Genomic DNA, 25,719 nt, shown 5'->3' with positions numbered 1-25,719 from the left:
CATTACCAGCTCCGAAATTTGGATGGTGGTTCATATAGTCCATCTGACCAGTCTACAAGTTCTTCTATACTTTTAGCAGCTAACAAGGAACGCTTCGCATCGGTACGACGAATATCCAAATCTTCTGGAAAAGCAATCAATCCATCCTGACGTAATTTCTCATTCAAATCGGTATTATGACGTTGTCCCAAAGGTGTTACCCCTGCGATTGCCGCCAAAGCAGTACGACGTTCTTCAATATTTTGCGCTTTGTAGAGATAAGCGATTCCTTCTTCTGTAACGACATGTGTTACATCGTCTCCGTAGACCATAACAGGAGCAAGCGGTAGACCTGCATCATGCCCTACTTGAATCGCATCGAGAGAATCGACAAATGTTGGTTGATCTCCTGATTGGAATGTTTCCACCATTTGAACAACTAATTTGCGTCCACGTACGATCGGTTGTTGATCGGTAATCATATTCAGCCAAGCTTCTGTATCATGACGGCGACCACGAGCATCACTACCCATATTTGGTGCACCCCCAAAACCGCTTAAACGACCTGAAGTTACTGTCGATGAATTACCATCGGGATCGATTTGTAGACTTGCTCCAATAAACATATCTGCGGCATACTGCCCGGCAACTTGTCCCATCGCCCGATTGGAGCGAATTGTACCATCATGTCCGGTGAAAAAGACATCCGGGCGAGCCGCTGTATATTTTTCCATTCCTACTTCGCCACCGAAGCAATGTACACTTTCGACCCAACCACTTTCGATTGCTGGAATCAATGTAGGATGCGGATTAAGTACCCAATTTTTGCAAATCTTGCCCCGTAAGCCAAGCGATTCGCCATACGTAGGCAATAATAGCTCAATCGCGGCTGTATTGAATCCAATCCCATGATTCAGCGATTGGACTTGGTGACGTTCATAGATACCGCGAATCGCCATCATTCCCATCAAGATATGTGTTTCTTTGATATGACGCGGATCACGAGTAAATAAAGCTTCCAATTGATACGGTTGATCGGCTTCGACAATCACATCAATCCAGGAAGCGGGCACATCGACACGAGGTAATTCGTCAACAATTTCGTTGACTTGTACAATCACAATGCCATCTCGGAAAGCAGCCGCTTCAATAATTGTCGGTGTCTCCTCGGTATTCGCTCCTGTATAGAGATTCCCCTGACGATCTGCTTTGTCTGCGGCAACGAGTGCAATATTAGGCGTTAGATCGACAAACATCCGACCATACAATTCTAGATACGTATGAATAGAACCAATACTTAGCGTCTGATCTTCTACCATTTGCGCAATACGTAGACTTTGAGGGCCTGCATAAGAGAAGTCTAGTTTGCTTGCAATATTTTTTTCAAAAATATCTAAATGTTCAGGACGGGATACACTGGACATAATCATATGCAGATTATTTACTACTTGCGGATTCACATTGGATAATGCTTGCGATAAGAAACTGGCTTGCTTCTGGTTGTTACCTTCGAGAGCTACGCGATCACCACTAACCAGTAGCACTTCCAGTGCATCTACAATATGATCTGTAGGCAAAATCACACCATTTAACATCGAGCGAACTTTGTCCATACGACGTTTTTTTTCATCACGACGGGTCGTCCAAATACGTGGTGTTCCGGCTTTCAACTTGCTGATATGGGTTGACATGATACTCCTCCTTGATGTTTGATTAATTGAGATTGGATGGTGTTCTGATGGAATTACTTCATTTAAAATATTTTTGTAAAGTAGCAAGACTTCAACATATGACCCATGCCGCTGAAGAACTTCATATCGCTCAACCTGCACTGAGTAAATCGATCAAAATGCTCGAAACCGAACTCGGTGTATCTTTATTTGATCGTACCGGACGTTATATTACACTCAACGAATACGGAAGAACATTTCTCAAACATGTTGAACAAGCACTGCAATCGCTGGAAGATGCTACCCGCGAAGTACATGATCTAGCAACAGGCACTGTAGGTTATATTAAGCTCGCTTTTCCTGTAGGCTCACATATCGTACCGAATCTAATCACAGCTTTTCGTGAAAAATATCCTGATATTCATTTTCAATTGCTTCAGCATTATGAAGAAAATGTAAAGCCTGAATTTGATCTTTGTATCTCTTCATTGCCACAAAATTATGAACATATGCAAAGTATTCCTCTTGTGACCGAAGAGATATTTCTAGCTGTACCCAAAGGTCATGCTCTAGCAGATCGTTCTAGTATTGCTCTGTCTGAAGCCGCTCATGAACATTTTATCGGTCTCCGGCATGGACATAGCTTGCGTGAGACGACCGATGATTATTGTCATCTGGCTGGCTTCAAACCCAAGCATATTTTTGAAAGTGATGATCCTGCTACAGTACGCGGATTGATTCGAGCTGGACAAGGTGTTGCTTTTATTCCGGCTGTATCCTGGGAAGGATCGACAGGGCCAGATATTTCGCTTGTGCCTATCCATTCGCCGATCTGCCAGCGTACGATTGGTATTTCATGGCGTGGAGATCATTATTTATCTCGCGCTGCACTGGTATTTCGTGAGTTTACAATTGAATTTTTTGGTAACACTTCTGATTTGTGAAACAAAGCCATTATTTTTTTGCATATCCATTCTACGATATACACCATAGTAAACGAGAAAAAAGCTGTGATTGCAAAAGTCATCAGTAGATTCAACCCTAAAGGAATATCACTAAAATAATCTCCTATCAACAGAACAGTCAGTTGAAGTGCAAAATAACTGGCAAGATACGCACGAAACGCATATTTAGCGATAAATTTAAAATAACGTAGTGATTTGGAACCGGTATTGATTAACGATACTGTAAATCCATACACGATAATGATTAATGTAATATTGAATAGTACCATCGACCATTTCAAATAACTGGCATCAGCTAGATTGAGTGTATCTAATCCAAAAGAAAATAATTCACGATTGACCAGTATAAATAGCAATGCACCGATAGGTAATGCCCACCAGCGAATACGTTCTACCCATGCATGCCATTGTTGATTGTATGTAGACGCAATCACACCAAGCACTGCATAAATGCCAAACATGAATAGTAGTCGATCCCACTGAATCCATGCGGGATGTTCTTGATTATGAAATGCATAAATAGAGTACCATGCGATCAATCCAGCATAGATAATGACGGTAATGATTATTACCCCAATCGTATTCTTTTTATTTTTCAGTAAAAATAGAACCAATCCTGTGAGCAGTGGCAACAATAAATGAATCTGGAACATCATAATCGTATACCAGAGCTGTGGTGCAGCACCGCCAAGCAAAACACCTTTTACAATACTCCAGATCGTAGAGTAATGACCTACATTAAAAGCAATCATATAGACGGCTGTCCAGGCAAGATAAGGGCCTATAATCTCTTTCGTTTTGTGCCATACATAATGAGAATAATGGGTGTCTTTTAACTTCGCCAAATCAAATGCTATTGCAAAAATAAACATAGGCGCTGAAAATTTAACCAGATCGTATAATATGCCAATTTCTATCTTTTGGGCTGTACTTTGGTAATGAAGTAGCATCACATTTAACATCAATTGCCACATTACAGCACTTACAGCTAACGTCTTCATGATCTCCGGCTCAGTCGCTTCACTGACACGTACAGCAGGAGATGTGGATGACATACTCAAAATGACACCTCCAGTGACCAGCCATGATAGATTGCGCATGGCTTAACGGTTCTTTTTGCCTAAAATCCTTATCATGAATATGTATCATCAAGCGCTTGAAATCTCATATTCAATTACCTTACATGTATAATAGTAGAACAGATATACGGCTATGTATAATACAGAACGAGTTATCAGCTTATAACAGATTTGGTATAGAACAAGACTTACAAATTATGTTTCAAATCAGGAGGATATTATGATCAGACCTGCTACACCTAATGATGCACCTGTTGTTTTAGAATTAATGTATACCGCTATTGGCGATATCGCGCATGCTTTTACAGGTACAAATAACAAAGAACAAGCTCTACTTGCTCTTCGTCCATTGTTTGAGCAGACCGGCAATCGAATCAGTTATGAAAATATATTTGTAGAAGAACGTGAAGATCAAGTGATTGGCTTTGTTCTTGCTTATCATGGCAGTCAGATTGCTTCTCTCGATGCGCCCCTTATTGAACGTGTTCGACAACGTGGACAAGATCCATCAGCTATTATTCCTGAAGCCCGGGAAGACGAATATTATCTTGATTCACTGGCTGTCGATTCAAGCTATCAAGGACAAGGGATTGGAACAGTGTTAATCCATGCTTTTGAACAGCAAGCACAGCAATTAGGTCATCACAAAGTCATGTTGATTGTTGATCAAGAAAATCCCAAAGCGAGAAAATTATATGAACGGTTAGGCTATACGGAAGATGGTCAGATCACTGTAAATGGACATGAATTTTATCGAATGATTAAGGCAGTGTAGTTATTGTTTGAACATGTACTCCGATGTTTAACCATGTAGTAAAGACTAATTATGTTAAATAATTGAAATTAATAGTCTGGTTAGCATGTATATAGGAGGATCATCATGGAAAACAAAACAGCTAGAGAATCTGTTATCTATCAGATTTATCCACCTAGTTTTATGGATAGTAACAATGATGGTTGGGGAGATCTCAATGGAATTGCTTCGCGGATTCCTTATCTTCATCAACTAGGAATCGATACCATCTGGCTCGGCCCTATTTACGATTCGCCGATGATTGATAACGGCTATGATATCAGAGATTACTACCAGATTGATCCGAAGTATGGCACGATGGAACAATTCGAATCTTTGCTTGATCAGTTACATGATATCGATATGAAGCTAATTATGGATCTGGTCATTAATCATACTTCAGATGAACATCCCTGGTTTCAACAATCCAAAAGCGCTAAAGACAATCCTTATCGAGATTACTATATATGGCGACCTGCCAAAAGCGACGGTACAGAACCCAACAACTGGCGTTCTTTTCAAAGTGAATCAGCATGGACATATGATGAACAGACTGACGAGTATTATCTACATCTATTTGATCGCAAACAACCTGATCTGAACTGGGAACATCCACCATTACGGCAGGAAGTCTACAAAATGATTCGCTGGTGGTTAGATAAAGGTATCGATGGGTTTCGTCTGGATGCTATTAATATGATCTCCAAACATCCTGATCTACCTGATGCCGCAGAAGACGATCCGCATCCGATTGGACAGAAATTGTATAAAAATGGCCCGCGCATTCATGAATTTTTACAAGAATTGCATCGAGAAGCGTTTGCCCATTATCCACATATTTTGACGATAGGTGAAGCTCCTTCATTAACGATGGAGCAAGTTTTGGAATATACATTACCTGAACGGAAAGAATTGAATATGGTACTGGCAATGGATATGATGCGTATTGGTAAAGACCCACATAATCCCTGGGGTTCAGCGGATTGGTCTGTGTTGCAGTTAAAAGAATCAGTATCCAAATGGTATGAGCATGTGTTTGCCCGCGGAGAATATGGTGTGTACCTCAGTACACATGATCATCCACGTATGATTCCTGATGTGATCGGGCATCAAGAACATAATATGACAGCCGCCAAATTAGCAGCGACCTTTCTCCATCTGATTCCCGGTGTACCACTGGTCTATCAAGGTGAAGAATTGGGACTACCGAATACAACCTACGATCGAATCGAAGATTACCGGGATCAAGGAACGATTCATTATTATGAGGAAGCAGTACAAGACGGGCAGTCTCCTCAAGAAGTGTTATCCGGTATTCATCTGCGCAGTCGTGATGGTTCACGTTCACCTATGCCTTGGGATGCGCATAGTGAGAATTTTGGATTTAGCCCATCTGCTTCAACCAAGCCATGGATTCCTTTTCCAGATAAAAAGACTCTTACTCACTTGAGTGTGAGTGAACAAGAAGAACAAAGAGGCTCGGTGCTGTCGTATTATAGACATTTGATTGCTATGCGCAAGCAGTTCCCGATTATGTCGCATGGTTCTTTTACAATGTTATTAAAAGATCATCCCGAAGTGTTTGCTTTTATACGAGAATGGCAAGGTCAACGCTGGTTAATCTTACTCAATTTCGATGATGTAGAAGCCGAGATCGATTGGACACAGGAGTATAGAGTTTTTCCAACATCAATGGTGAAAATACTGGGGAATTATCCTCATACGGCTCACCCTCCTCATCCCGAAGAAGAACAACATATTGATGATCTGCAATATTTACGTCCTTATGAAGTGTTGATTTACCGGATGTAATTCACCAATCGAATAAATACTTATTATCTAAACGATATCTCTAATGTGCATATCCAATGTGCAAAAAAACCTTTTTCGTCTGCATGGTAACGCAGATCTGAAAAAGGTTTTTTACTTGTACTCTGTATCGGGTTTATATCATTTTTTGGGATGTGCTACTTATTTTCTATTTCTTTAGGGAGTTAACATTTTGGACATTTGATAATCTGTAATCTGGTATCCTGCTTTTTCATACACATGTAATGCTTTGAGATTGTGACCGAATACATGCAGTCCAATTTTGACGGCTCCTTCTTGCATTGCCGCTTGATCCAGTGCTTGCATAGTCGCTTGACCATATCCTTTGCCTTGATACGGTTCATAGATCAAAATATCGTATAAAAAGGCTTGCTTGCCTGCTGGAGCATCGCTGATCTGTAACCAGATATATCCGATAATCTGTTCACTCGCTACCTCAACAATATTATAAATGTAAGCCCCTGGTGTATCTTTTCCCTGTGGCAAATATTTGGCAAAGCTTTCTGTAGCTAATCGCTGTGCATCAACAGCATCCCATGTGCCTGCCAGTACTTTTTCCGCTGCATAATCCGCAGCAGATTGATCGCGAAAAGCTTCATATTGCTCATGATTCATCAATACTAATTCAATCATATACTAGCCTCTTTCTTTTTACGGTTTTTAAAAATAAGATTAATAATCAACGTAATCACAAATGAACAGGTCAGACTTCCCAACATCGCAATCGCAAACCCTGCGATATGATTCGATGAGAATGGAGCGGCAAATGCAGGAACATACGCAATACCACGTACATTCAATACACCTACTAATAATCCGCCTAAGCCAGCAGAAACAATCGCTCCTCCAAATACCCATTTACTTGCAAACATAAAAGGATAAGCGGCTTCCACAAATGTCCCAAATCCAATATTAATCAGAAATCCCGGTGCGGCTACAGCGGCTGCCCCTTTATCTTGTGGAGCGATAATATTAGCAAGTGTAATCCCTGCGGATACCATCACTAAGCCTGTCATATCTACAGCACCCAAAAAGCTGTTACCGCTTCGTTCCATTTCTAACAATACGATAGGTAAAATAGCAGCATGATAGACTCCACCCAAAATAGCAGGCCAAATTAACAATCCAGCAATTAGACCAGCAAGCGCACTATTCGCTGCGACCAGTGTTTCTAACAACTGACGTATACCTTCACCGGCTTGAGCAGCAATAGGAGCGATAAAAAAGTATACAACCAATCCTGCGACCAGACCCGATACTCCACCTGCTACTATATTAACGGTTGTTGCTGGAAAGCGCCATTCCACACATTGACGAAATAAATAATTGGCTAATAATCCAGCACCGATTCCGCCGATCAATCCGCCAATAATACCTCCATTAACCGATAATACACCGGCTACAATACCCGCTACTATTGATACTTCATCTAATTCAGCCACTTGCTTAGCGGCAACCACTGCAATAATAACAGGCAATGCCGCAATCATAATATCGAATACTTTGCTTAGCCCAGTCAATCCGGGAATCTGACTGACTGCTAGAATCAATGCCATCGCGATAAAGCCCGGTAATGAAGCCAGCATAATCCCTCGAATATTGATACGTGAAAATCCTGTACCTTGCTGTCCCCCTTGCCCGCTGGTTGCTTTACCGATCACCGGACGATACGATTGTCCCCAATACTTACTCAAAGAAGTAACGAAAGAAACGGCGCGCGTACGGTTCGTTGTCCCTGTTGTACCGGAAGTAGAGATGACTTTCAGTCCTTTAGTTGCGGCGGCTGCCATCGATGTTCCACCTGTACCAGTGACTGGTAATTGAGCCGTTGCTGCTGCTTCAATCGCTAATCGATTTGCCCCATCAGGGCTTGCACTCATCAAAATAACACCATCTACTTCACCATTGACTATCATTGTAGCTAATCGTTCATCTTCAGCTACAGCAGCTTGATTGATTTCTTCTAAAGTGCCTTCAGCACTAATCACTGCACGCTGTTCCTCTTCGTTCCATATGTATAAAGAAGCAGGGGTCGATTCTTTGATATGATCCATAGATGTTTGAGCAGCAATAAATTGAATACCTGCACAATGAAGCTCTGCTGCTTCGAGTTGTATCAGTAATTCTTGTAATAGTCCCTCTGGATTTTTGCCACCCAGACTATATAAATTGCCTCCGCTACTGCCTAATATAATAATATTTTTCATACGATCCTCCCCTGACTATTATAGTCGATTCTATTCACTATACCTTGTTAGCTCTTTCGTGGTAAAGCAATAACACATTAACCCGATATACTTAACCGGAAGTAACCTATTGTAAACGAAAAAAAGATTACTGCTAATATACACAGTAATCTTTTGAGAGTAAATATCTATGCTATTGGTGTATCGATTGTTTCTAGTGTTATAAACGATTACAGATCATCGCTATCTTTTTTCTCGATAGGTGTGTATTTATCCAACATTTTTTGCTGGAAATCAGCGATATCTTCATAATCTTCTTCAAATTTACGAGATATACGAATATAAATAGGTAATAACTCGCGGTAGATCGCTACATGTTCTTTGTACGGTTTGTGTTCGTAAGTTGTACCGATCATTTTAGACACTTCATCTAAGGAATCTATCCGTTTAAGAGCATACAATCCAAGCACTGCCGCACCCAGACAAGAACTTTCGATACTTTCAGGAACCACTACAGTCTGATCGAAAATATCTGCCATCATCTGACGCCACAATTCAGAACGTGCAAATCCGCCTGTCGCATGGATTTTTTTCGGCACACCGATTTGCTCTTCGACTGCTAACATCACCGTATACAAATTGAACAAAACACCTTCCAGTGCCGCGCGAATCATATGTTCTTTTTTATGATGCAATGCCAGTCCGAAGAATGAACCTCTTGCATCTGGGTTCCATAATGGAGCACGTTCACCGGATAGATAGGGATGGAATAATAGTCCATCTGCGCCAGGATGTACTTTTTCAGCAATACGAGTCAATACATCATAAGCGCTTAGTCCAAGACGCTTCGCTGTTTCTACTTCAGAAGCGGCAAATTCATCACGAATCCAGCGGAAAATAATACCACCGTTGTTAACCGGCCCACCGACTACCCATTTATCTTCAGTAAGAGCATAGCAGAAAAAGCGTCCTTTTGGATCGGTTACAGGCTTATCGGTTACTGTACGAATCGCTCCACTGGTTCCGATCGTAACTGCTACAACACCAGGTTCAATCGCATTTACACCTAGATTCGAAAGTACTCCATCACTTGCTCCGAGTACAAATGGAGTGCTTTCGATTAGACCCATTTCAGTCGCATACGTCGCATGTAAGCCATGCATCACATGTGTTGTAGGTACTAATGTAGAAAGGTGATCACGCGTAATCCCTGCGGTTTCTAGCGCTTCTTGATCCCAATCTAATTCTTTTAAGTTCATCAACCCTGTAGCAGAAGCCATCGAATGGTCTGCCACATACTCCCCGAATAATTTGAGGAAAATGTATTCTTTAATCGAAATATATTTGTACGCTGCATTAGCAATCTCTTTGCGATCATGTGTAATCCACATAATTTTGGTCAATGGAGACATCGGATGAATCGGTGTCCCTGTACGCATATAAATTTCGTGCCCTTTTTTCTCTTTTTGCAATTGACGAGAATACGCTGCACTACGATTATCTGCCCATGTCATACACTGCGTAATCGGCTTGCCTTCTTTATCCACGACTAACATACTGTGCATCGCTGAACTGAAAGATACAAATAAAATATCTTCCGGTGCTACACTGCTTTTGTCCATCGTTTGTCTTACCGAATCAATCACTGCACGAAATAATTGATCTGGATCTTGTTCCGCAATGGAAGGTACAGGCGTGTGCAAAGGGTATTCTGCTCCGCCTTGTGCTACAATTTTTCCATCTTCTTCAAATAATACAGCTTTGGTACTGGTCGTTCCGATGTCTACACCGATCATATATTTTGCAGTGCTCATGATCTAACCTACTTTCGCTCTAATTTCCAGAACTTCTTTTCTTATTTAGACTACTACATTCAATAGTAAAATTAAACCGAACGCCACTAGAGACAATAAAGTCTCCATGACTGTCCAAGACTTCAGTGTCTGTGGAACTGTCATATTAAAGAATTCTTTAACCATCCAGAAACCGGCATCATTTACATGAGACAGGATCAATGAGCCTGCACCTGTTGCCAGTACAACCAGTTCAATATTCGCTCCCGGTGTCAAAGCCAGTACAGGCGCAACAATACCTGCTGCGGTTGTCATGGCGACTGTAGCTGATCCTGTAGACACACGAATCAAAGCGGCGACCAGATACGCAAATACAATTACATTCACATGTGCAGATGTAGCAACTGCGGCAATCGCGTCACCGACACCACTATCAATCAATATCTGTTTGAATGCTCCACCACCACCGATAATCAAAATAATCGAAGCGGTTGGTGCAAGACAATCTCCTGCAAATTTGGATACTTGTTCTTTGGTAAAGCCTTGTCCGAATCCAAGAGAAAAAAAAGCAAACACTGTTGCAATAAACATCGCTACAATCTCATTACCAACAAAACGCAAAAATACACTTATACCATGAGTACTTTGCGGATCTGCAATTTCAGCAATCGATCCAGCTAACATTAGAATAACAGGCATCAAAATCGTCAACATCGTAATACCGAATCCTGGCAACGGCTTGTCTGGACGATCCAATTTGTTATTCGTTGTAAATTGCTCTGCTAACCCTTCAGGCGGATGGACAACGATTCGTTTACCAATATAAGCACCGAATAACGGTCCGGCTACTATCGCTGTTGGAATCCCTACAATCAACGCGTAAATAATCGTTTTACCTATACTAGCTCCAAACGCATCGATAGCTATCATTGGTGCAGGATGCGGAGGCAACAGTCCATGTACAGTCGATAGACCTGCCAGCATTGGAATCCCTACACGCAACAGTGAAATATTCGTTTTGCGAATAACGGTAAATAAAATAGGAATCAGCAAAATAATACCGACTTCAAAAAAGACCGGCATCCCTACAATAATCCCTACAATCAGCATCGCCCAGGGAATATTTTTCTCCCCGAATCGATTGACCATCGTTGTGGCAATCTGTTCTGCACCACCTGATTCTGCCATCATTTTACCGAGCATCGTACCCAGACCAATAACGATTGCAATCGAACCCAGTGTCCCACCTAGACCACTTTGTACCGATTTGACTACGTCCAGTGGTTCCATGCCGATAATCAATCCTAGAAACAACGATGCCATCAGCAGAACGACAAATGGATTCCATTTGTACTTCGCAATCATGACAATCAAAATAACAATAGCAACAAGAGCCCATACCAATAGTGTGGTTTCATGGCTCAAACCAAAAATGGAATACATTCATTTTCCTCCTTTTTCTGCTTATGTACATCTTTTCCCAAATAAACCCCTTCTATTATTACCCCAAATTAAAGATTTTTCAAACGATAATGTCATTTTAATTATTTCATGCTCATTTGTGACCGTTTACATTGTCTGAGAATAATGAAAAGAGAAAGACTGAGCAGGTATATGCAGATAACACGTATACAACGCAAAAAAAGCTGTCAGCACTTCATCCTTAGATGTGCACTAACAGCTTTTTGGTATTTATGAAGTTGGACGAGAAGAAGCGGATTCTGCTGTAAAAAAATGGTGCGAAAGACCATCGCTTAGACCGCGCCAGCTTGCGAGCAATGCTGAACATTTCATATGCTTTAACAGCGTACGCAAAATAAGTGTACCTGCTACAATAATATCTGCACGATCTTTGCCGAGATCAAATTGATTAACCCGTTCTTCCAGACTTAGCGTTGCCAGCGCTTCGGCATAAAAGAAAATCGTATCAGGATCAATGCGATAAGGATCACTAGCCGGTTTGGATTGACGTTTGCGTTCGCGCTCCATTCTGGCAAGAGCACGAATCCCTCCACCCAGACCGATTAAAGGCAAATCAGGATGATTCGCTGTCCAGGGATAGTCTGCTAATTGCTGATTGATTTTCTGTTCCAACTGCTCTGTCGATTGTTCGCTCCAATGGTCTGTTCCACCATTTTGCATCGTCATATTGACTGCACCACAAGGTAGTGATGTACTTTGTATTAATTGATTATTTTTGAAATATGAGATTTCTGTGCTACCTCCACCAATATCCACAATAAATCCTTCTGTGACATAAGCAGGCATCGAGCGCATTACACCCAAAAATCCAAAATAAGCTTCTTCTTCGCCTGACAATATCTGAACTTTGATATCTGTATTGCTTTCCCAGCATGCAATAATATCTTTGGTATTGGTTGATTGTCGGACTGCTGCTGTCGCTACAGCACGAATCTGACCTGTATGATTGGTTGCACAAATATGCTTAAACTTCTGGAGGATAGGAATAACCGTTCGGATATCTTCCTCAATCATGCTGCCATTCTCATCCCTGCGTACACCGAGTCGAACTGTTTCTTTGGCTTTGTGTATCATACGACAGGTTCCATCTGCACCTGCTTCATAAATGATCAGACGGATTGAGTTTGAACCAATATCAATGACTCCGAGTCGATTCCGGTTTTCGCTCATCGGATATTCGCCATGAACGCGTCCGCTATTCCATTAATCGCCATTAACGAGTTCCTCCTTCTATCTATTTTAGGTGCTGGCTATTCCACATTCTTAACCTCTATATACATATTTGACCTGACAACCATCTTGTTCATTTGACCTAAAGTTTAGATAGCCAAATGTTTAGTTGGTTATGATTTTATCAGGAACGGTCTCTCATTTCCATAATTACTCTGTAGAAACCTTATTTATTATCCAAAATAACAACAAATAGCCACTCTTTATTTTAAAAGAAGTAGCTATTTGAAGTCATTATATAACAGGCTCTATTTCAAATTGCGGATCGCCGCTTTTAATTAATACTTTGATCGCATCCTGATTAGTATTTACGAAAATATAACGATCGGTATCGACATCTTTGGCTTGCCAATCTTTGAGACGGATAATAAAACCTACATTGGTTTCTTCAGGAGCAACAATAATTTTGGCTACTGCTCTGCCTTCTTCAATCCGTTCAAAATCGACCTGTCTGTGACCTAAAATCGGTCCCCATACCCACAGATTCCACCCTTTGTAGTCTTGATTAGGACGCTCATACTCTACTTCAATGCTACGAGGAATATAAGGCAACACTTCCACTAACCACTGTGCGGTCGCTTTCCCGCAAGAAGCTGTAATCTTCGCTGTACCCGGACGAATCCCGCGTACTAGCCCATCTTTGTTGACACGAATAATGCGTTTGTCACTGGAATCCCAGTATACTTTCGGGCGAGCAATTGGACGACTGTATTGATCCAACACTTCCGCTTTTAACGGAATACGTTTGCCACCATACACTTGATGTTCCCCGTGTAAATGAATCATATGTGGCACCAAAGTCTCTACATGTAGCAAAAGAGTACTTTTCACACTGCCACACGAAGCACAGATTGTACTGTCTCCTTCGTGTAAAGCAATAATCTGTCCATTTTCACGCACGATAATATTTTGTTCATTGGAAGAATGGAACATCACCGCTTCTGCTTCAAAAATACGTCCTCGTTGATCGCGTGGAGTTACTTTCAGTTGCAACTTTTCACCGGGTTCCATAATACTTGGCGTATAATCCCATTCTAGGCTAGCTGCGACCGGAATATATTGATCTTCTTCATCGTACAACACCATCATCGACAGTTGTGGCACAATCACTTCTTGACCGACTACACTGGCTAATGGATGAATACCGGCCTGGTTCTCATTCACGACGACTTGCCATGGACTTACTGATACTGGCAAAGATACGGTCTGATCATGAGTGCTGGCATTATAAATTACAACGATCCGGTTCCATTTATCACCATGTGCATATTCTCCTAGTTGAAAAGCAACTACTTGCTTATCACTACGCAATACTTTTAAATGTTTTTCTACATCTTCTCGTTGATCCATACGAAAAGCAGGATGAGTACGCCTCAATTGAATAAGACCTTGATAATAATCAAATACTGGACGGAATCGATGTTTATTTTCCCAGCGTAATCCATTGATCACATCAGGACTGCGATAACTATTATGATCGCCAAATTTGGTACGTAACATTTCATCACCAGCATGGATAAATGGAATCCCCTGACTGGTTAACACAATGCCATTAGCCAACAAAGAACGACGAACCCAATCATTGGATAATACATGTTCAGGATCGATATATTTGTAAGGCTCTGCCGCTTGTACGGCTTCTTCTACACTGCTTCCATCGGCTAATTGACCATTATCCATATGCAGGAAGGAAAGAGCTTCATCTTGTCCATAAGTGCGTACGAGCTTATCCCATAAATTCAAATTGTCATGGGCAGTCACATAGTTAACTGTTTCACTAGGATGATCTGTAAAATCTCCGATAGCGCCATAAATGCCTTTGACAACATCGCCTTCTACGCCAAATGATCCGGTAGCAAATCCCTGTGTATCTCCATCACTATCGCCTTTGATCGCTTCACGGAAATTATCATTGAATACTGCAAATCCTTTACTCCGCTGTGAGCCTTTTAGTGTCTGTTGTGGAAGAAGTGACCAGCCACCTGTCCACGGCTCGCCATAGATCAATATACAAGGGTCTACATCCCGGCGTAGCTCTTGTGTTAATTGAGTGACGGTATCGGTATCGATCAGACCCATCAAGTCAAAACGGAATCCATCCAGATGATATTCATTTGCCCAGTAACGCAGTGAGTCTTTGATATATTTGCGTACCATCGGACGCTCTGTGGCAATCTCATTACCAACACCAGAACCATTGGTTAATTGACCTTTTTCATCGGTGCGATAAAAGTACCCTGGAACCAAACGATCAAAAGGCCCATCATCAACAGAATACGTATGGTTATATACCACATCCATGACTACACGCAGACCTTCAGCATGCAAGGACTGAATCAGACGCTTAAATTCACGAATACGTGATGTTGGATCTGTTGGATCGGTCGCATATGCACCTTCAGGCACATTATAATGCTGTGGATCATATCCCCAGTTGTATTTGATCTGCGTTGAATGAGGATCTTGTACTTTTAATTCATTTACTGTATGAAAATCAGCAATCGGTAACAAATGAACATGAGTGACACCCAGCTCTTTCAGATGATCGATACCGATGGAATTACCATGCTCATCTTGTAGACCTTTTTCTGTGAAAGCAAGATATTGACCTTTATGCTTCATACGTGAAGAATCATCTATCGAGAAATCACGTACATGCAATTCGTAGATCACCGCATCAGTAACACTGGACATACGCGGTTTGGTATCATGTTCCCATCCTTCTGGATTGGTTGTCTGTAGATCGACAATAGCAGTACGCTGTCCATTCGGAGATACCGCACGAGCATAAGGATCAACTGCATACTGTACAGAACCGTCAGCAAATGTAGCCCGGTACATATAATACTGACCTGCTAGATCAACGTATTGCACACATTGCCATACGCCGCCTTCTTCTGCTTTCATTTTATGAGCTTCACCTGTTGTATGATCGTGTACAAGACCATTCTCGTCGTACACACCCATATCTGTATATAACATCAGATCCATTTGAACCGCATCAGGTGCCCAAAGTTTGAATATACTTTGCTGAGGCGTATAGTGCAGTCCAAGATCATCTATATCATAAAAGTAGTCAGCCGCTACATCTAAGTTTCGGATTAAGGAATGATTCATTTTATCTAACATTATATTCACCACCATATTTTAGGTTATCTATGAGCATGAGTGCTCATCTCCACTTCATACCATCAAACTTTACTAACAAGTCTAGTATTTATTTACAAATGCTTATAATAATAGTATCGGAAATTTTGTCGAATTGCTGAAGGTTTGATGGAACTTTAGTCCTATGTGATGGGGGTTTTTGGAATATTCAAAACGTGCAATCGTTAGCACAAATATTTAATGAATATCATACCGACTATTATTATTTATCCGATTAGCGATTGTATAATTAGAAAAGCGGAGGTTGTATTGCATATCATGTGTTTATTATTTACCTCAATAACTTGCTTTTGAATACAAAAAAGGATAATGATGCCTAACTTATAGATCTGTTACGTGTAATGGTGTAATGATACCCGGGTAGCAATCTTAACATGATACTGGTTAAAACTGCTACTGCATAGATATCTCCAAAAAACGTTGCTAACACAGAACTATTATTGAGCTGTCAAAATAATCGGCCCATCTGCTGTAATCGCTATCGTATGCTCATACTGAGCAGACCATCCTCCATCTGCTGTACGTGCTGTCCAGCCATCCGCATCAATCGTCATCCGGTATGTGCTTTCATTGATCATCGGTTCGATCGTAAACACCATACCTTCTTTTAGACGTGTACCTTTACCCGGTTTACCGGTATGGGTAAAGTTAGGCTCTTCATGAAGATCACGACCGATACCATGACCTAATAGATCACGTACCACATGGAATCCATTGCTCTCCGCATGATGTTGTAGTGGAGCCATAGCATCGCCGAGACGATTGCCGACAATCGCATGTTCGATTCCGATATACAGACATTCTTTTGTAACACGCATTAGCTTTTCAGCTTCTGGTGAGATTTTACCTACTGCATAACACCAAGCAGAATCACCAAGCCAACCATTATATTCAGCAACGATATCGATTTTGGCAATATCGCCTTCTTGTAAAGGCGTACGATTTGGAAAGCCATGAGCGATAACATCATTAACCGATGCACACGTCTCATATTCAAAACCATTGTATCCATTAGTGAACTGCTTGCCACCTAATTTGGTAATATGCTTTTTGACAAATTCATTAATTTCCATCGTTGTAATACCAGGTTGAATCAGTTTGGCAATCTCACGATGACAATCTGCTACGATCTGATTAGCTGTTTTCATTTCTTCTATTTCTTGAGGCGTTTTCAGTATGATCATTGATCGGCTTCCTTTCCACAAGCTATTTCCTTTGGGCATCTGCCCGAATAAGTATTATCTCTATATGATTGTTATGGTTCCTCATTCATATTAACGTCAACTGTATATTTGAGCAACCTACCCAGCTTATCAGATATCTCCAAAAGTCAGTTGCATTTTGCGAAAAAATACAAAAACACCTGATAATGATTAGACGCATTATCAGGTGTTAGGTTGCATCTATACAGTTAACGTGTTAGATCATTTTACTTGGTATCTATCCGTTTGCCTACAATCGCTAGATGACGTTCTACATCGTCCAAAATAGCAACGCGTGGCAAATGTCCCCAGTCTTCAAATCCAAATTTACGCAACAAATTCAGACTTGGATCATTATGAGCAAATACAAAACCAAGCAGTGTATGTATATGCATTGTTGGAGCTTGCTCAATCGCATAAGAGACTAATTTGCTACCTATACCTTTGCCTTGATAATCGTTGTGTACATATACACTTAGCTCTACAGTACCGTTATAAGCAGGGCGTCCGTAAAATGTCTGTAGACTTGCCCAACCTGCAATCTGTCCATCTTGCCACAGCACCCACAATGGACGACGATCAGGAACATGTTCATCGAACCATGCTTGTCGGCTTTCTACTGTTACAGGTTCTGTATCCGCAGTAGCCAACCTTGCAGGAATAGAAGAATTATAAATATCGACAATAGCAGGTAAATCTTCTTGTCTAGCTATTTCTATCGTGTAAGGTAAATGTTGATCACTCATTTAATCTGCCTCCTTGTATAAAAACAAATGTAAAGATCAGCGTAATTGACGAAAGATTATGTGATGGATTAACGAACAAATGTGTTTTTGACACGTACAGAACGCATAAAGTAGAAAATCCAAGCAACCAGCGTAGCAATACTAAAAATATTACCTATTGTCGGAAATATTCCTATTTTAGGAATCAATAACATTGTCACAACGCCTACAGCGATTTGGAATAAGCAGTATGCAATCATAACACGTGGCAAGAATTTTTTGCGTTTGTAAAAGAACACTAGATTAGTAATCATCCACAGAAACGAAATAATGGAAAAGACAATTCCCATAATCATCACCAACATAAAGTTGTTGCCATAAACAGAAAATACACTATTAGTCATACCAGGTACTACCGCATCAAACTGCCCTGGATTCTTGTACATCCAGATTAAAAATATGTAACTAGGAATAGTAAATATCAAAGCAATAAGTACATAATACATATACACTTGAAAACAAGCTAACCAGCCGCCTAATCCTTGCAAAGGTGGTTGCATATACGGCGGGTATGGTGGCATTCCTCCATATTGCTGTTGAGGTGGAGCTTGATACGGATTCTGCTGAACGTCATTAGGATTCGGCGGATATTCGTTACTCATTCGGTATCATCATCCTTTCTTTTTTTGTTCTGATTATAACAGATATCAGATGATTCTATTGTACCAGTAGATGATAGATCATGTAAGACAAATCGCATAACAGATTAGAACGATTAGACTCCATATTGTGTGTGACCGAAATTACTTTCTTATTGCTCTTGTAAGCCCACCTGTTCTTGACTCCATTCCCAGAAACGAAGAGCTTCTGCATCATCCAGTGCTTTGGGCTTGAGCTTATGGATCTTTTTGCGATAATAATACAATCCTGAAGATTGAGCAACCGAAGAATCATCTGCAAGGAAAATAGCCGTTTCGGCGCCTTGCTCGGGTGTCTGGAAAAAAGGGAGATATGCTACTCCGGCTAGAATACGTTTTCCAAATCCAGTATCTCGATCTACTCCAATATTCGTAGCTACAGCTCCAGGATGCAGGCAATTGATCGTTATATTTGTATCTTTTAACTTGTCAGCCATCACACGTGTAAAAAAGATATTAGCGATTTTGGATTGAGCATAGGATTTAATGACTGTATATCCGTTGTGCAAATAAGGATCATCCCAATGAATTTTACCGATTTTATACGCACCAGAACTCACAACAACGATTCGTCCTTGCGGTGAAGATTTGAGTGCATCTAACAGCAAATGAGTAAGCAAAAAATGACCGAGATGATTAACACCGATACTCATTTCAAATCCATCTGCTGTTTCATGACGCTTCAAATTAACGACACCGGCATTGTTAAGTAGCACATCTAAGCGATCATATTTTTGGTTGAATTGTTCGGCAAACTCTCGAATATGCTGTAGTGATCCCAGATCACATTTCATCAGACTGATCTGATCAGAACCGCTTTTGTCACGTGCTTCTTGTAATGCTTTTTGCCCGCGTTCTTCGTTGCGACAACCCATAATGACTTCATATCCACGCTTGGCTAATTCTATTGTTGAAGCAAGTCCCATACCGGAATTGGCACCTGTAATCAATACACGTTTTGTATTCATGATGTTCCTCCTGTAAGTCATTCTTTTCTTGTTAATAAACCAGTACATCTATTTCTACGCATCTACTGATCGGTAACAGAATACAATAATTACTGGATGATCATGATACTACATTAAAAAACTGTGATTATACTTCATGTTCTACTCTAGGTAATAAGAATAGAAACAAAGTAATCACAGTTTTGACGTACCTATTTTTTAGTAACTTTTTCGTATCGATTGTATCGAATATTCTCGCTGACGATGTAATGACCTCTGACTATTTGCGTAGAGATACAATAAGTGATTTACTGCTTTAATTTGGCATACGCTTCTTCGTATTCTTTGATCAATTGATCGCCACCCGCAGTTCGCCAGCTTGTAATCGCTTGTTGCCAGCCAGCATCATCTAATTCACCCATAATGTATTTGGTCTGTGCATCGCTAATCATCTGATCCAGCTCTTGACCGCGCTCTGTATAGATATCAGATACCAGATTATACGCTGGATTGGATACCGCATATTTCCGGTCGTCTTTTGATAATTTTACACCTTTGGTACCAAGTTCAGTATCAACCAATTCAGGCACATGATAGCCTTCGATATTGAGCAAATTATCACGATACGGCTTCACATCTCGTTGGTATCCATCGAAATCGATAAATTCTGTTTTGCCGTCTGCTGTTTTTTTGTAATGCTTGCCTTCGATTCCTCGTAATTGCAATGTACTTGTTGGTTCATCCATCAGTTTATCAAGTGTACCTAGTAAATCTTTAAGTTGCGCTTCATCTTGTACTGTCGCTTTGGGGAAAGCGAGAAAACCAAAGTTACCCGGTTCACCTGCTATCCGAATCCCTTCCGGCCCTACAAATGGAGAAATATCCACCACTCCATCCGGTACCGCAGCAGTTAGCAATTGCTGTGTACTTTTTCCATTGGTGGCTACGCCGTTTAGTTTCATACCGATTCTACCGGATGCCATCATTTTATCTGCTTCTGTAGAATCCAGTGAAGGGAAATCAGCATTGATTAATTTTTCAGCATACAGACGATGCATCATTTGTAACACTTCAGTATATTGCGGTGTAATAAATTCAGGCGTGAATTTGCCAGTATCATCTACTCCCCAGCGATTCACTCCACCCAGACTTACAGCTATACGGGTCAAAGGAGCTTGAGAACCTTCAGTATATGTTTTGAATAATGGAAAAGCGTACGTATCGTTTTTGCCATTACCGTCAGGATCTTTAGTCGCTATCGCTTTGGCGGTGTTGTACCAATCTTCTATACTTTTCGGGACACCTAATTTCAATGTATCAAACCAGTCTTTACGATACACGATAGCCGCCCGTCCGATATCGCGGAAATTCGGGACTCCATACAATTTACCATCGACAGTGATATTGCTGTAATACTCCGGGTCTTGAGCAGCTAGATTGGGATAGTCTTTGAGATAAGGGCCGATCTCCCAAAATTGATCTGAACGAATTGCACCTACAGTAGTTGGAATATAATTTAGACGCATAATATGAGGCAAGTTGCCTGAAGCGATCATAACATTGACTTTATCGTTAAAAGCAGAGCTTGGAATCCATTGAATATCCAGATCTTTACCGATATGTTTTTCCAGTCCTGTTTCTACATCATTTCCAGTTTTGGGAATATCACCGACTTGCATCAGTGAAATACGTACTGTCGAAGAATCCGCTGTTGCCGCTCCTGAATCGCTATTGCCACAACCTGTTAATCCCAAAGCCAATACAGTAGCAAGTGTCCAACATGCACTTTGTTTAACTACCAATTTCATTGTTATTTCCTCCCGGACATTATAGTACGAACATGGTTATTTGCTTTGTTTTTGTTGTTGCTGTTCTTTGTACGAGGTTGCGTATTCTTGCATCACTTTGTCACCGCCAGATGTTTTCCATAGTTCAACTTGTTGTTGCCAGCCATTTTCGTCGATTTTGCCCATAATATACTTGGTTTGTGCATCGTTAATCATTTGATCCAGATCACCACCACGTTCTTCATAGGTCGGTGAATACAAAGTAAGTGCTGGATTCGGAATAGCATACTGCGTAATCTCCTTCGCCATCGCTACTCCTTTTTCGCCAATCTTGGTATCTTTTTGCGCAGGCACGTTATAGCCTTCGACCAATGGCAGATTATCACGATATGGCTTCACTTCACGTTGAAAAGCAGCAAAATCAGTCATTTCTACCCGTCCATCTTCTAACTTCTTATAATGCTTGCCATCGACTCCGCGTAATAACAAAGTAGACATTTCAGGGTCCATTAATTTATCCAAAAAAGACAACAGCGCTTTGAGATCAGCTTCTGTAGGTACAGAGACTTTGGGAAATACAAGAATACCTGCATTACCGGATTGAGCTGGAACACGATAACCGTCCGGGCCTTCTAATTTGGCAAGATCGACCTCGGCATCGGGTACATTTTCTTGTAAACGTTCAAGCTGACTTTTGGCAGTTTGGGCAACAGCGATCTTCATACCGGTTAGACCAGAATCGAATTTCTTATCAGCTTCTGTAGAATCAAATACTGCAAAATCTTGATTGATCAATTGCTCATCATATAGACGTTTGAGTAAATCCATTACACCTTTATATTCGGGGGTCATAAATTCAGGTGTAAACGAACCATCTTCTTCGACTTTCCATTTATTCGGTGCACCCAGACTAACAGCCAGACGTGTTGTAAAAGAATATTCGCCTTCGTTGTATTTTTTGAATAACATCATGCCATACGTATCTTTTTTACCATTTCCATCGGGATCATTTAATGTTAACGCTTTCACATCGTTGTACCAGTCTTCTGTACTTTTCGGTAGATCTAACTTGAGCTTTTTAAACCAATCCGAGCGGTAAATCAATGTCGCACGTGCAATATCGGAAAAGCGAGGTACACCATAGATTTTGCCATCGACTTTGACATTATCGTAAAATACATCTGCTTGAGCGGCTAAGTTAGGATAATCTTTGAGATACGGGCCGACTTCCCAGAACACATCGTTACGCATCGCATTGGTCACAGCAGGTGTATAATTCACTTTCAAAATCTCCGGCATATCTCCTGAAGCGATCATGACGTTGATTTTGTCATCATATGCCGAGTTCGGTATCCATTGCACGTCTAACTTTTTACCAGTATATTTTTCAATTTGCGTTTGAATAGGATTACCGGCAGAAGGAATATCGCCTACTTGAGAAATCGCCATTGTGATCGTATTATCGACTGATGCTCCTTGAGATCCTTTGCTTCCACATGCACTAAGTACGGTAGATGTCGCTAACACAAGACACATTAAAGCTGCTGTTTGCTTTTTCATAAATAATCTCCTTTCGTTGAGAGGGGGTGTGGAGGGCTTCGGGGAAGAGGGTTCTTTCAGTCGCTGGTAAGATCGGATATCTTGAAATGACCGCAAGCGGTCGATATCCGAGTCTTAAAGGCGACTTCCAGAATCCCTCTTCCCCTCCGCCTAGCACATTGGGTGGGTAGTGGCAGAAAAGATGTAAAACATAAAGATTTTAAAGAATTGACTTAGAGAATTTAGGGAATTTAGAGAATTTAGAGAATTTAGAGAATTTAGAGAATTTAGGGATTTTAGGATGTAAAGATTTGAGATTTTGAAATTTGGATTGAGTTGAAATTGTTTGTGTTGAGTATTGGTAGTTCAGGTGTTGTTAGAGTTGATTCTGATCTTTTAGGTGTTTTATTCTTGTTTTGGTGTACGTGATGATTATGGATAGAAATAGGTTGTGTTTAGGGTTTGGTTATTGGATTCGGTTTAGATGATGGTGACTTTATTAACTACTTATCTTATTTAAGTTATTTAAATCATCTCAAATAAGTATTTTAAGCTTACATAGGTGTTATTAAGGATTTAGCCTTTGACTGAGCCTAGAAGTGCGCCTTTGGCAAAGTGTTTTTGTAGGAATGGGTAGACCATTAAGATTGGTAATGTAGAGAATACGATAACTGCCATTCGGATGGTGAGTGGTTGGATATCGGCTTCTTCGATACTGGTGTCTCCGATTCGGCTTTGAGCTAAAATAACGATTTCGCGTAGCCACACTTGTACAGGCCATTTGTCGCTATCGTTGATGTATAGAATAGCGCTGAAGAAGCTATTCCAGTGGGCTACCGAGTAGAACAGTGCGAATGTCGCCATTGCTGGTAGCGACAATGGTAGAACGATACGGAAAAGGATAGACACGTCGTTACATCCATCGATTTTGGCGGCATCTTCCAGTCCGTCAGGAATCTGTTGGAAAAAGTTTTTGAGTACGATCAAGTTAAATGCACTAATCGCGCCTGGAATCATTAACGACCATAGGGTATCCGTCAAATGAAGAGAATTGACGACAAAATACGTTGGAATCATCCCACCACTGAATAACATGGTGAACAGTACACCGAGCATAATGTATTTTCGACCTCGCAAATAAGGACGTGATAACGGGTACGCCATCAATGTGGTAAGCAGTAAATTGATCAATGTACCGACCACTGTAATATAGATCGATACCCATAAGCTATTCAGTAGTGTAGATGTTGAGAAAATATAGCGATACGCAGCCAGCGAGAATTCTTTCGGAAAAAGAATAAATCCTCCTTTAGCGACTTCTGCCGGACTGGTAAATGATACAGCAGTGATATAGATAAAAGGCAATACCGTTACAATCCCTAACAATAACAACAAAGTATGATTGGTATAATCAAACAGCCGATTCCCTAATGTACGATCTTGTTTCATGATGTTGTCTCCTTTCGGACGATAAGTAACTTGGATATCTAGCCAATCGTTTCTAAAAGTATAGATGCAGATTAATAGATACCTTCTTCTCCGCATTTTTTGGCTAATTGATTCGCTCCGACAACTAACAGCAAGCCAATCACTGATTTGAACAATCCAACAGCAGCACTATAGCTATACTGTGCTTGCGTCATTCCTTTGACGTACACGTACGTATCAAACACTTCACCCACATCACGATTCGTGGAAGTCAGCATTAAGAAAATCTGTTCAAATCCAGTATCCAAAAAAGTACCCAGACGTAAAATAAGTAAAATGATGATCGTACTACGGATAGCCGGTAAAGTAATATGCCATAATTGTCTCCAACGACTTGCTCCGTCCATACGTGCAGCTTCATACAATTGAGTATCTACACCTGACAAAGCCGCTAGAAAAATAATTGTTCCCCAACCGACTTCTTTCCAGATCGATTGCGAAATAATCATCGTACGGAACCAACCGGGTTCAAGTAGAAACGCTATTTTTTGACCGGTAATTGCAAAAATCAGTTCGTTTAAAATTCCGCCTTCTGTAGTAAAAATCATATAAAATACACCGACAACAACTACCCATGAGACAAAATGCGGTACATAGATTAACGTTTGAACAAACCGTTTAAATCGTTCCGTCACCACTTCATTGAGCATTAACGATACAATAATAGGTAAAGGGAAAAAGAAGATAATATTGTATACCGCCAGAATCAGCGTATTGCGAAATAACATCCAAAATTGCGGTTCACTAAAAAAGCGTTCAAAATGCTTGAATCCTACCCAGTTACTTTCCCAGATGCCCCGGTATGGAACATAATCTTGAAATGCCATCACAATGCCGTACATCGGTACATATTTGAATACGACAAAATAGATAATCCCGGGTAATAACATAATGTATAACCAACGATTTTTGTAAAATTCCCTCCATGACATATTCGCCTGACGTTCTTTTGTACGCATACGTGTAGATGATTTGACTGATTTAGCTTCCATCCTTCACCCTCCTTGAAAGCGTTAACATTTGTATAGACTTATTGTCGCTTCCAGAAGGATAACAGGCTATCATCCAATTTTAGCTTTATATGTAAAAAAAGAAGCTATTCCTTTCTATATCAGGGTTTTAGCTTCTTTTTTCATGTGTGAAATAACCTTTTTTCAA

General features: G+C 40.7%; 19 protein-coding genes. 3 read left to right on the top strand and 16 right to left on the bottom strand.

Going from position 1 to position 25,719, the window contains the following annotated elements; translation table 11 throughout:
* Window positions 1–2 precede the first annotated feature (2 nt).
* On the bottom strand, window positions 3–1,670 hold the full coding sequence (gene mdcA / locus ACFSGI_RS04755; protein WP_204823037.1) for a malonate decarboxylase subunit alpha: 1,668 nt from the start codon (window positions 1,668–1,670) through the stop codon (window positions 3–5).
* A gap of 47 nt (window positions 1,671–1,717) precedes the next feature.
* Here mdcA and ACFSGI_RS04750 point away from each other — a divergent pair, with 47 nt between their 5' ends.
* Window positions 1,718–2,593: a LysR family transcriptional regulator gene (locus tag ACFSGI_RS04750; protein WP_204823036.1), complete on the top strand. Its 876-nt coding sequence runs from the start codon at window positions 1,718–1,720 to the stop codon at window positions 2,591–2,593.
* Here ACFSGI_RS04750 and ACFSGI_RS04745 read toward each other — a convergent pair.
* Entirely contained in the window at window positions 2,521–3,669 is a 1,149-nt protein-coding gene (locus ACFSGI_RS04745; protein ID WP_379283922.1) for an acyltransferase family protein, read from the bottom strand. The genes ACFSGI_RS04750 and ACFSGI_RS04745 overlap by 73 nt on opposite strands.
* 244 nt (window positions 3,670–3,913) lie before the next feature.
* Between ACFSGI_RS04745 and ACFSGI_RS04740 the strand changes: the two genes are divergently transcribed.
* Both ACFSGI_RS04740 and ACFSGI_RS04735 read left to right on the top strand, forming a co-directional pair.
* On the top strand, window positions 3,914–4,468 hold the full coding sequence (locus ACFSGI_RS04740) for a GNAT family N-acetyltransferase (protein WP_204823034.1): 555 nt from the start codon (window positions 3,914–3,916) through the stop codon (window positions 4,466–4,468).
* A 105-nt stretch (window positions 4,469–4,573) separates the two neighbouring features.
* A complete protein-coding gene (locus ACFSGI_RS04735; RefSeq protein WP_204823033.1) occupies window positions 4,574–6,298 on the top strand; it encodes a glycoside hydrolase family 13 protein in 1,725 nt (574 codons plus the stop codon).
* 174 nt (window positions 6,299–6,472) lie between these two features.
* Here ACFSGI_RS04735 and ACFSGI_RS04730 read toward each other — a convergent pair whose 3' ends face one another.
* The 14 genes from ACFSGI_RS04730 to ACFSGI_RS04665 form a co-directional block, all read right to left on the bottom strand.
* Complete coding sequence (locus ACFSGI_RS04730; RefSeq protein WP_204823032.1) at window positions 6,473–6,949, bottom strand: GNAT family N-acetyltransferase; 477 nt, start codon at window positions 6,947–6,949, stop codon at window positions 6,473–6,475.
* The gene (locus ACFSGI_RS04725) at window positions 6,946–8,523 is read right to left on the bottom strand and encodes a PTS sugar transporter (RefSeq protein ID WP_204823031.1); all 1,578 of its coding nucleotides are present in this window, start codon (window positions 8,521–8,523) and stop codon (window positions 6,946–6,948) included. The genes ACFSGI_RS04730 and ACFSGI_RS04725 overlap by 4 nt, the downstream gene beginning before the upstream one ends.
* 209 nt (window positions 8,524–8,732) lie before the next feature.
* Window positions 8,733–10,316 carry a gluconokinase gene (gntK, locus tag ACFSGI_RS04720; RefSeq protein ID WP_204823030.1) on the bottom strand — a complete coding sequence of 528 codons (1,584 nt, stop codon included), beginning with the start codon at window positions 10,314–10,316 and terminating at the stop codon, window positions 8,733–8,735.
* A gap of 45 nt (window positions 10,317–10,361) precedes the next feature.
* Window positions 10,362–11,738, bottom strand: a complete 1,377-nt coding sequence (locus ACFSGI_RS04715; RefSeq protein WP_204823029.1) for a GntP family permease — start codon at window positions 11,736–11,738, stop codon at window positions 10,362–10,364.
* Window positions 11,739–11,987: 249 nt separating this feature from the next.
* Window positions 11,988–12,947 carry a Ppx/GppA phosphatase family protein gene (locus ACFSGI_RS04710; RefSeq protein WP_204823028.1) on the bottom strand — a complete coding sequence of 320 codons (960 nt, stop codon included), beginning with the start codon at window positions 12,945–12,947 and terminating at the stop codon, window positions 11,988–11,990.
* A gap of 294 nt (window positions 12,948–13,241) precedes the next feature.
* The gene (gene pulA / locus ACFSGI_RS04705; RefSeq protein WP_204823027.1) at window positions 13,242–16,136 is read right to left on the bottom strand and encodes a type I pullulanase; all 2,895 of its coding nucleotides are present in this window, start codon (window positions 16,134–16,136) and stop codon (window positions 13,242–13,244) included.
* A 476-nt stretch (window positions 16,137–16,612) separates the two neighbouring features.
* Window positions 16,613–17,359 carry a type I methionyl aminopeptidase gene (gene map / locus ACFSGI_RS04700; protein ID WP_204823026.1) on the bottom strand — a complete coding sequence of 249 codons (747 nt, stop codon included), beginning with the start codon at window positions 17,357–17,359 and terminating at the stop codon, window positions 16,613–16,615.
* Window positions 17,360–17,604: 245 nt separating this feature from the next.
* Window positions 17,605–18,123, bottom strand: a complete 519-nt coding sequence (locus ACFSGI_RS04695; RefSeq protein WP_204823025.1) for a GNAT family N-acetyltransferase — start codon at window positions 18,121–18,123, stop codon at window positions 17,605–17,607.
* A 68-nt stretch (window positions 18,124–18,191) separates the two neighbouring features.
* Window positions 18,192–18,764 (bottom strand): DUF2569 family protein, encoded by a 573-nt coding sequence (locus ACFSGI_RS04690; protein ID WP_204823024.1) that lies wholly within the window; start codon window positions 18,762–18,764, stop codon window positions 18,192–18,194.
* A gap of 149 nt (window positions 18,765–18,913) precedes the next feature.
* Window positions 18,914–19,768: an SDR family oxidoreductase gene (locus ACFSGI_RS04685; RefSeq protein WP_204823023.1), complete on the bottom strand. Its 855-nt coding sequence runs from the start codon at window positions 19,766–19,768 to the stop codon at window positions 18,914–18,916.
* A gap of 287 nt (window positions 19,769–20,055) precedes the next feature.
* Complete coding sequence (locus ACFSGI_RS04680; protein WP_204823022.1) at window positions 20,056–21,555, bottom strand: extracellular solute-binding protein; 1,500 nt, start codon at window positions 21,553–21,555, stop codon at window positions 20,056–20,058.
* 36 nt (window positions 21,556–21,591) lie between these two features.
* Window positions 21,592–23,094 (bottom strand): extracellular solute-binding protein, encoded by a 1,503-nt coding sequence (locus tag ACFSGI_RS04675; RefSeq protein ID WP_204823021.1) that lies wholly within the window; start codon window positions 23,092–23,094, stop codon window positions 21,592–21,594.
* 555 nt (window positions 23,095–23,649) lie between these two features.
* A complete protein-coding gene (locus tag ACFSGI_RS04670) occupies window positions 23,650–24,522 on the bottom strand; it encodes a carbohydrate ABC transporter permease (RefSeq protein ID WP_204823020.1) in 873 nt (290 codons plus the stop codon).
* Window positions 24,523–24,593: 71 nt separating this feature from the next.
* A complete protein-coding gene (locus ACFSGI_RS04665) occupies window positions 24,594–25,520 on the bottom strand; it encodes an ABC transporter permease (RefSeq protein ID WP_379283920.1) in 927 nt (308 codons plus the stop codon).
* Window positions 25,521–25,719 lie beyond the last annotated feature (199 nt).

The sequence above is a fragment of the Paenibacillus nicotianae genome (assembly GCF_042681745.1).
In the GTDB taxonomy this organism is placed as follows: domain Bacteria; phylum Bacillota; class Bacilli; order Paenibacillales; family Paenibacillaceae; genus Saccharibacillus; species Saccharibacillus nicotianae.
The sequence above is the reverse complement of the archived record's forward strand: the minus strand, read 5'-3'. Positions and strand labels throughout refer to the sequence as shown.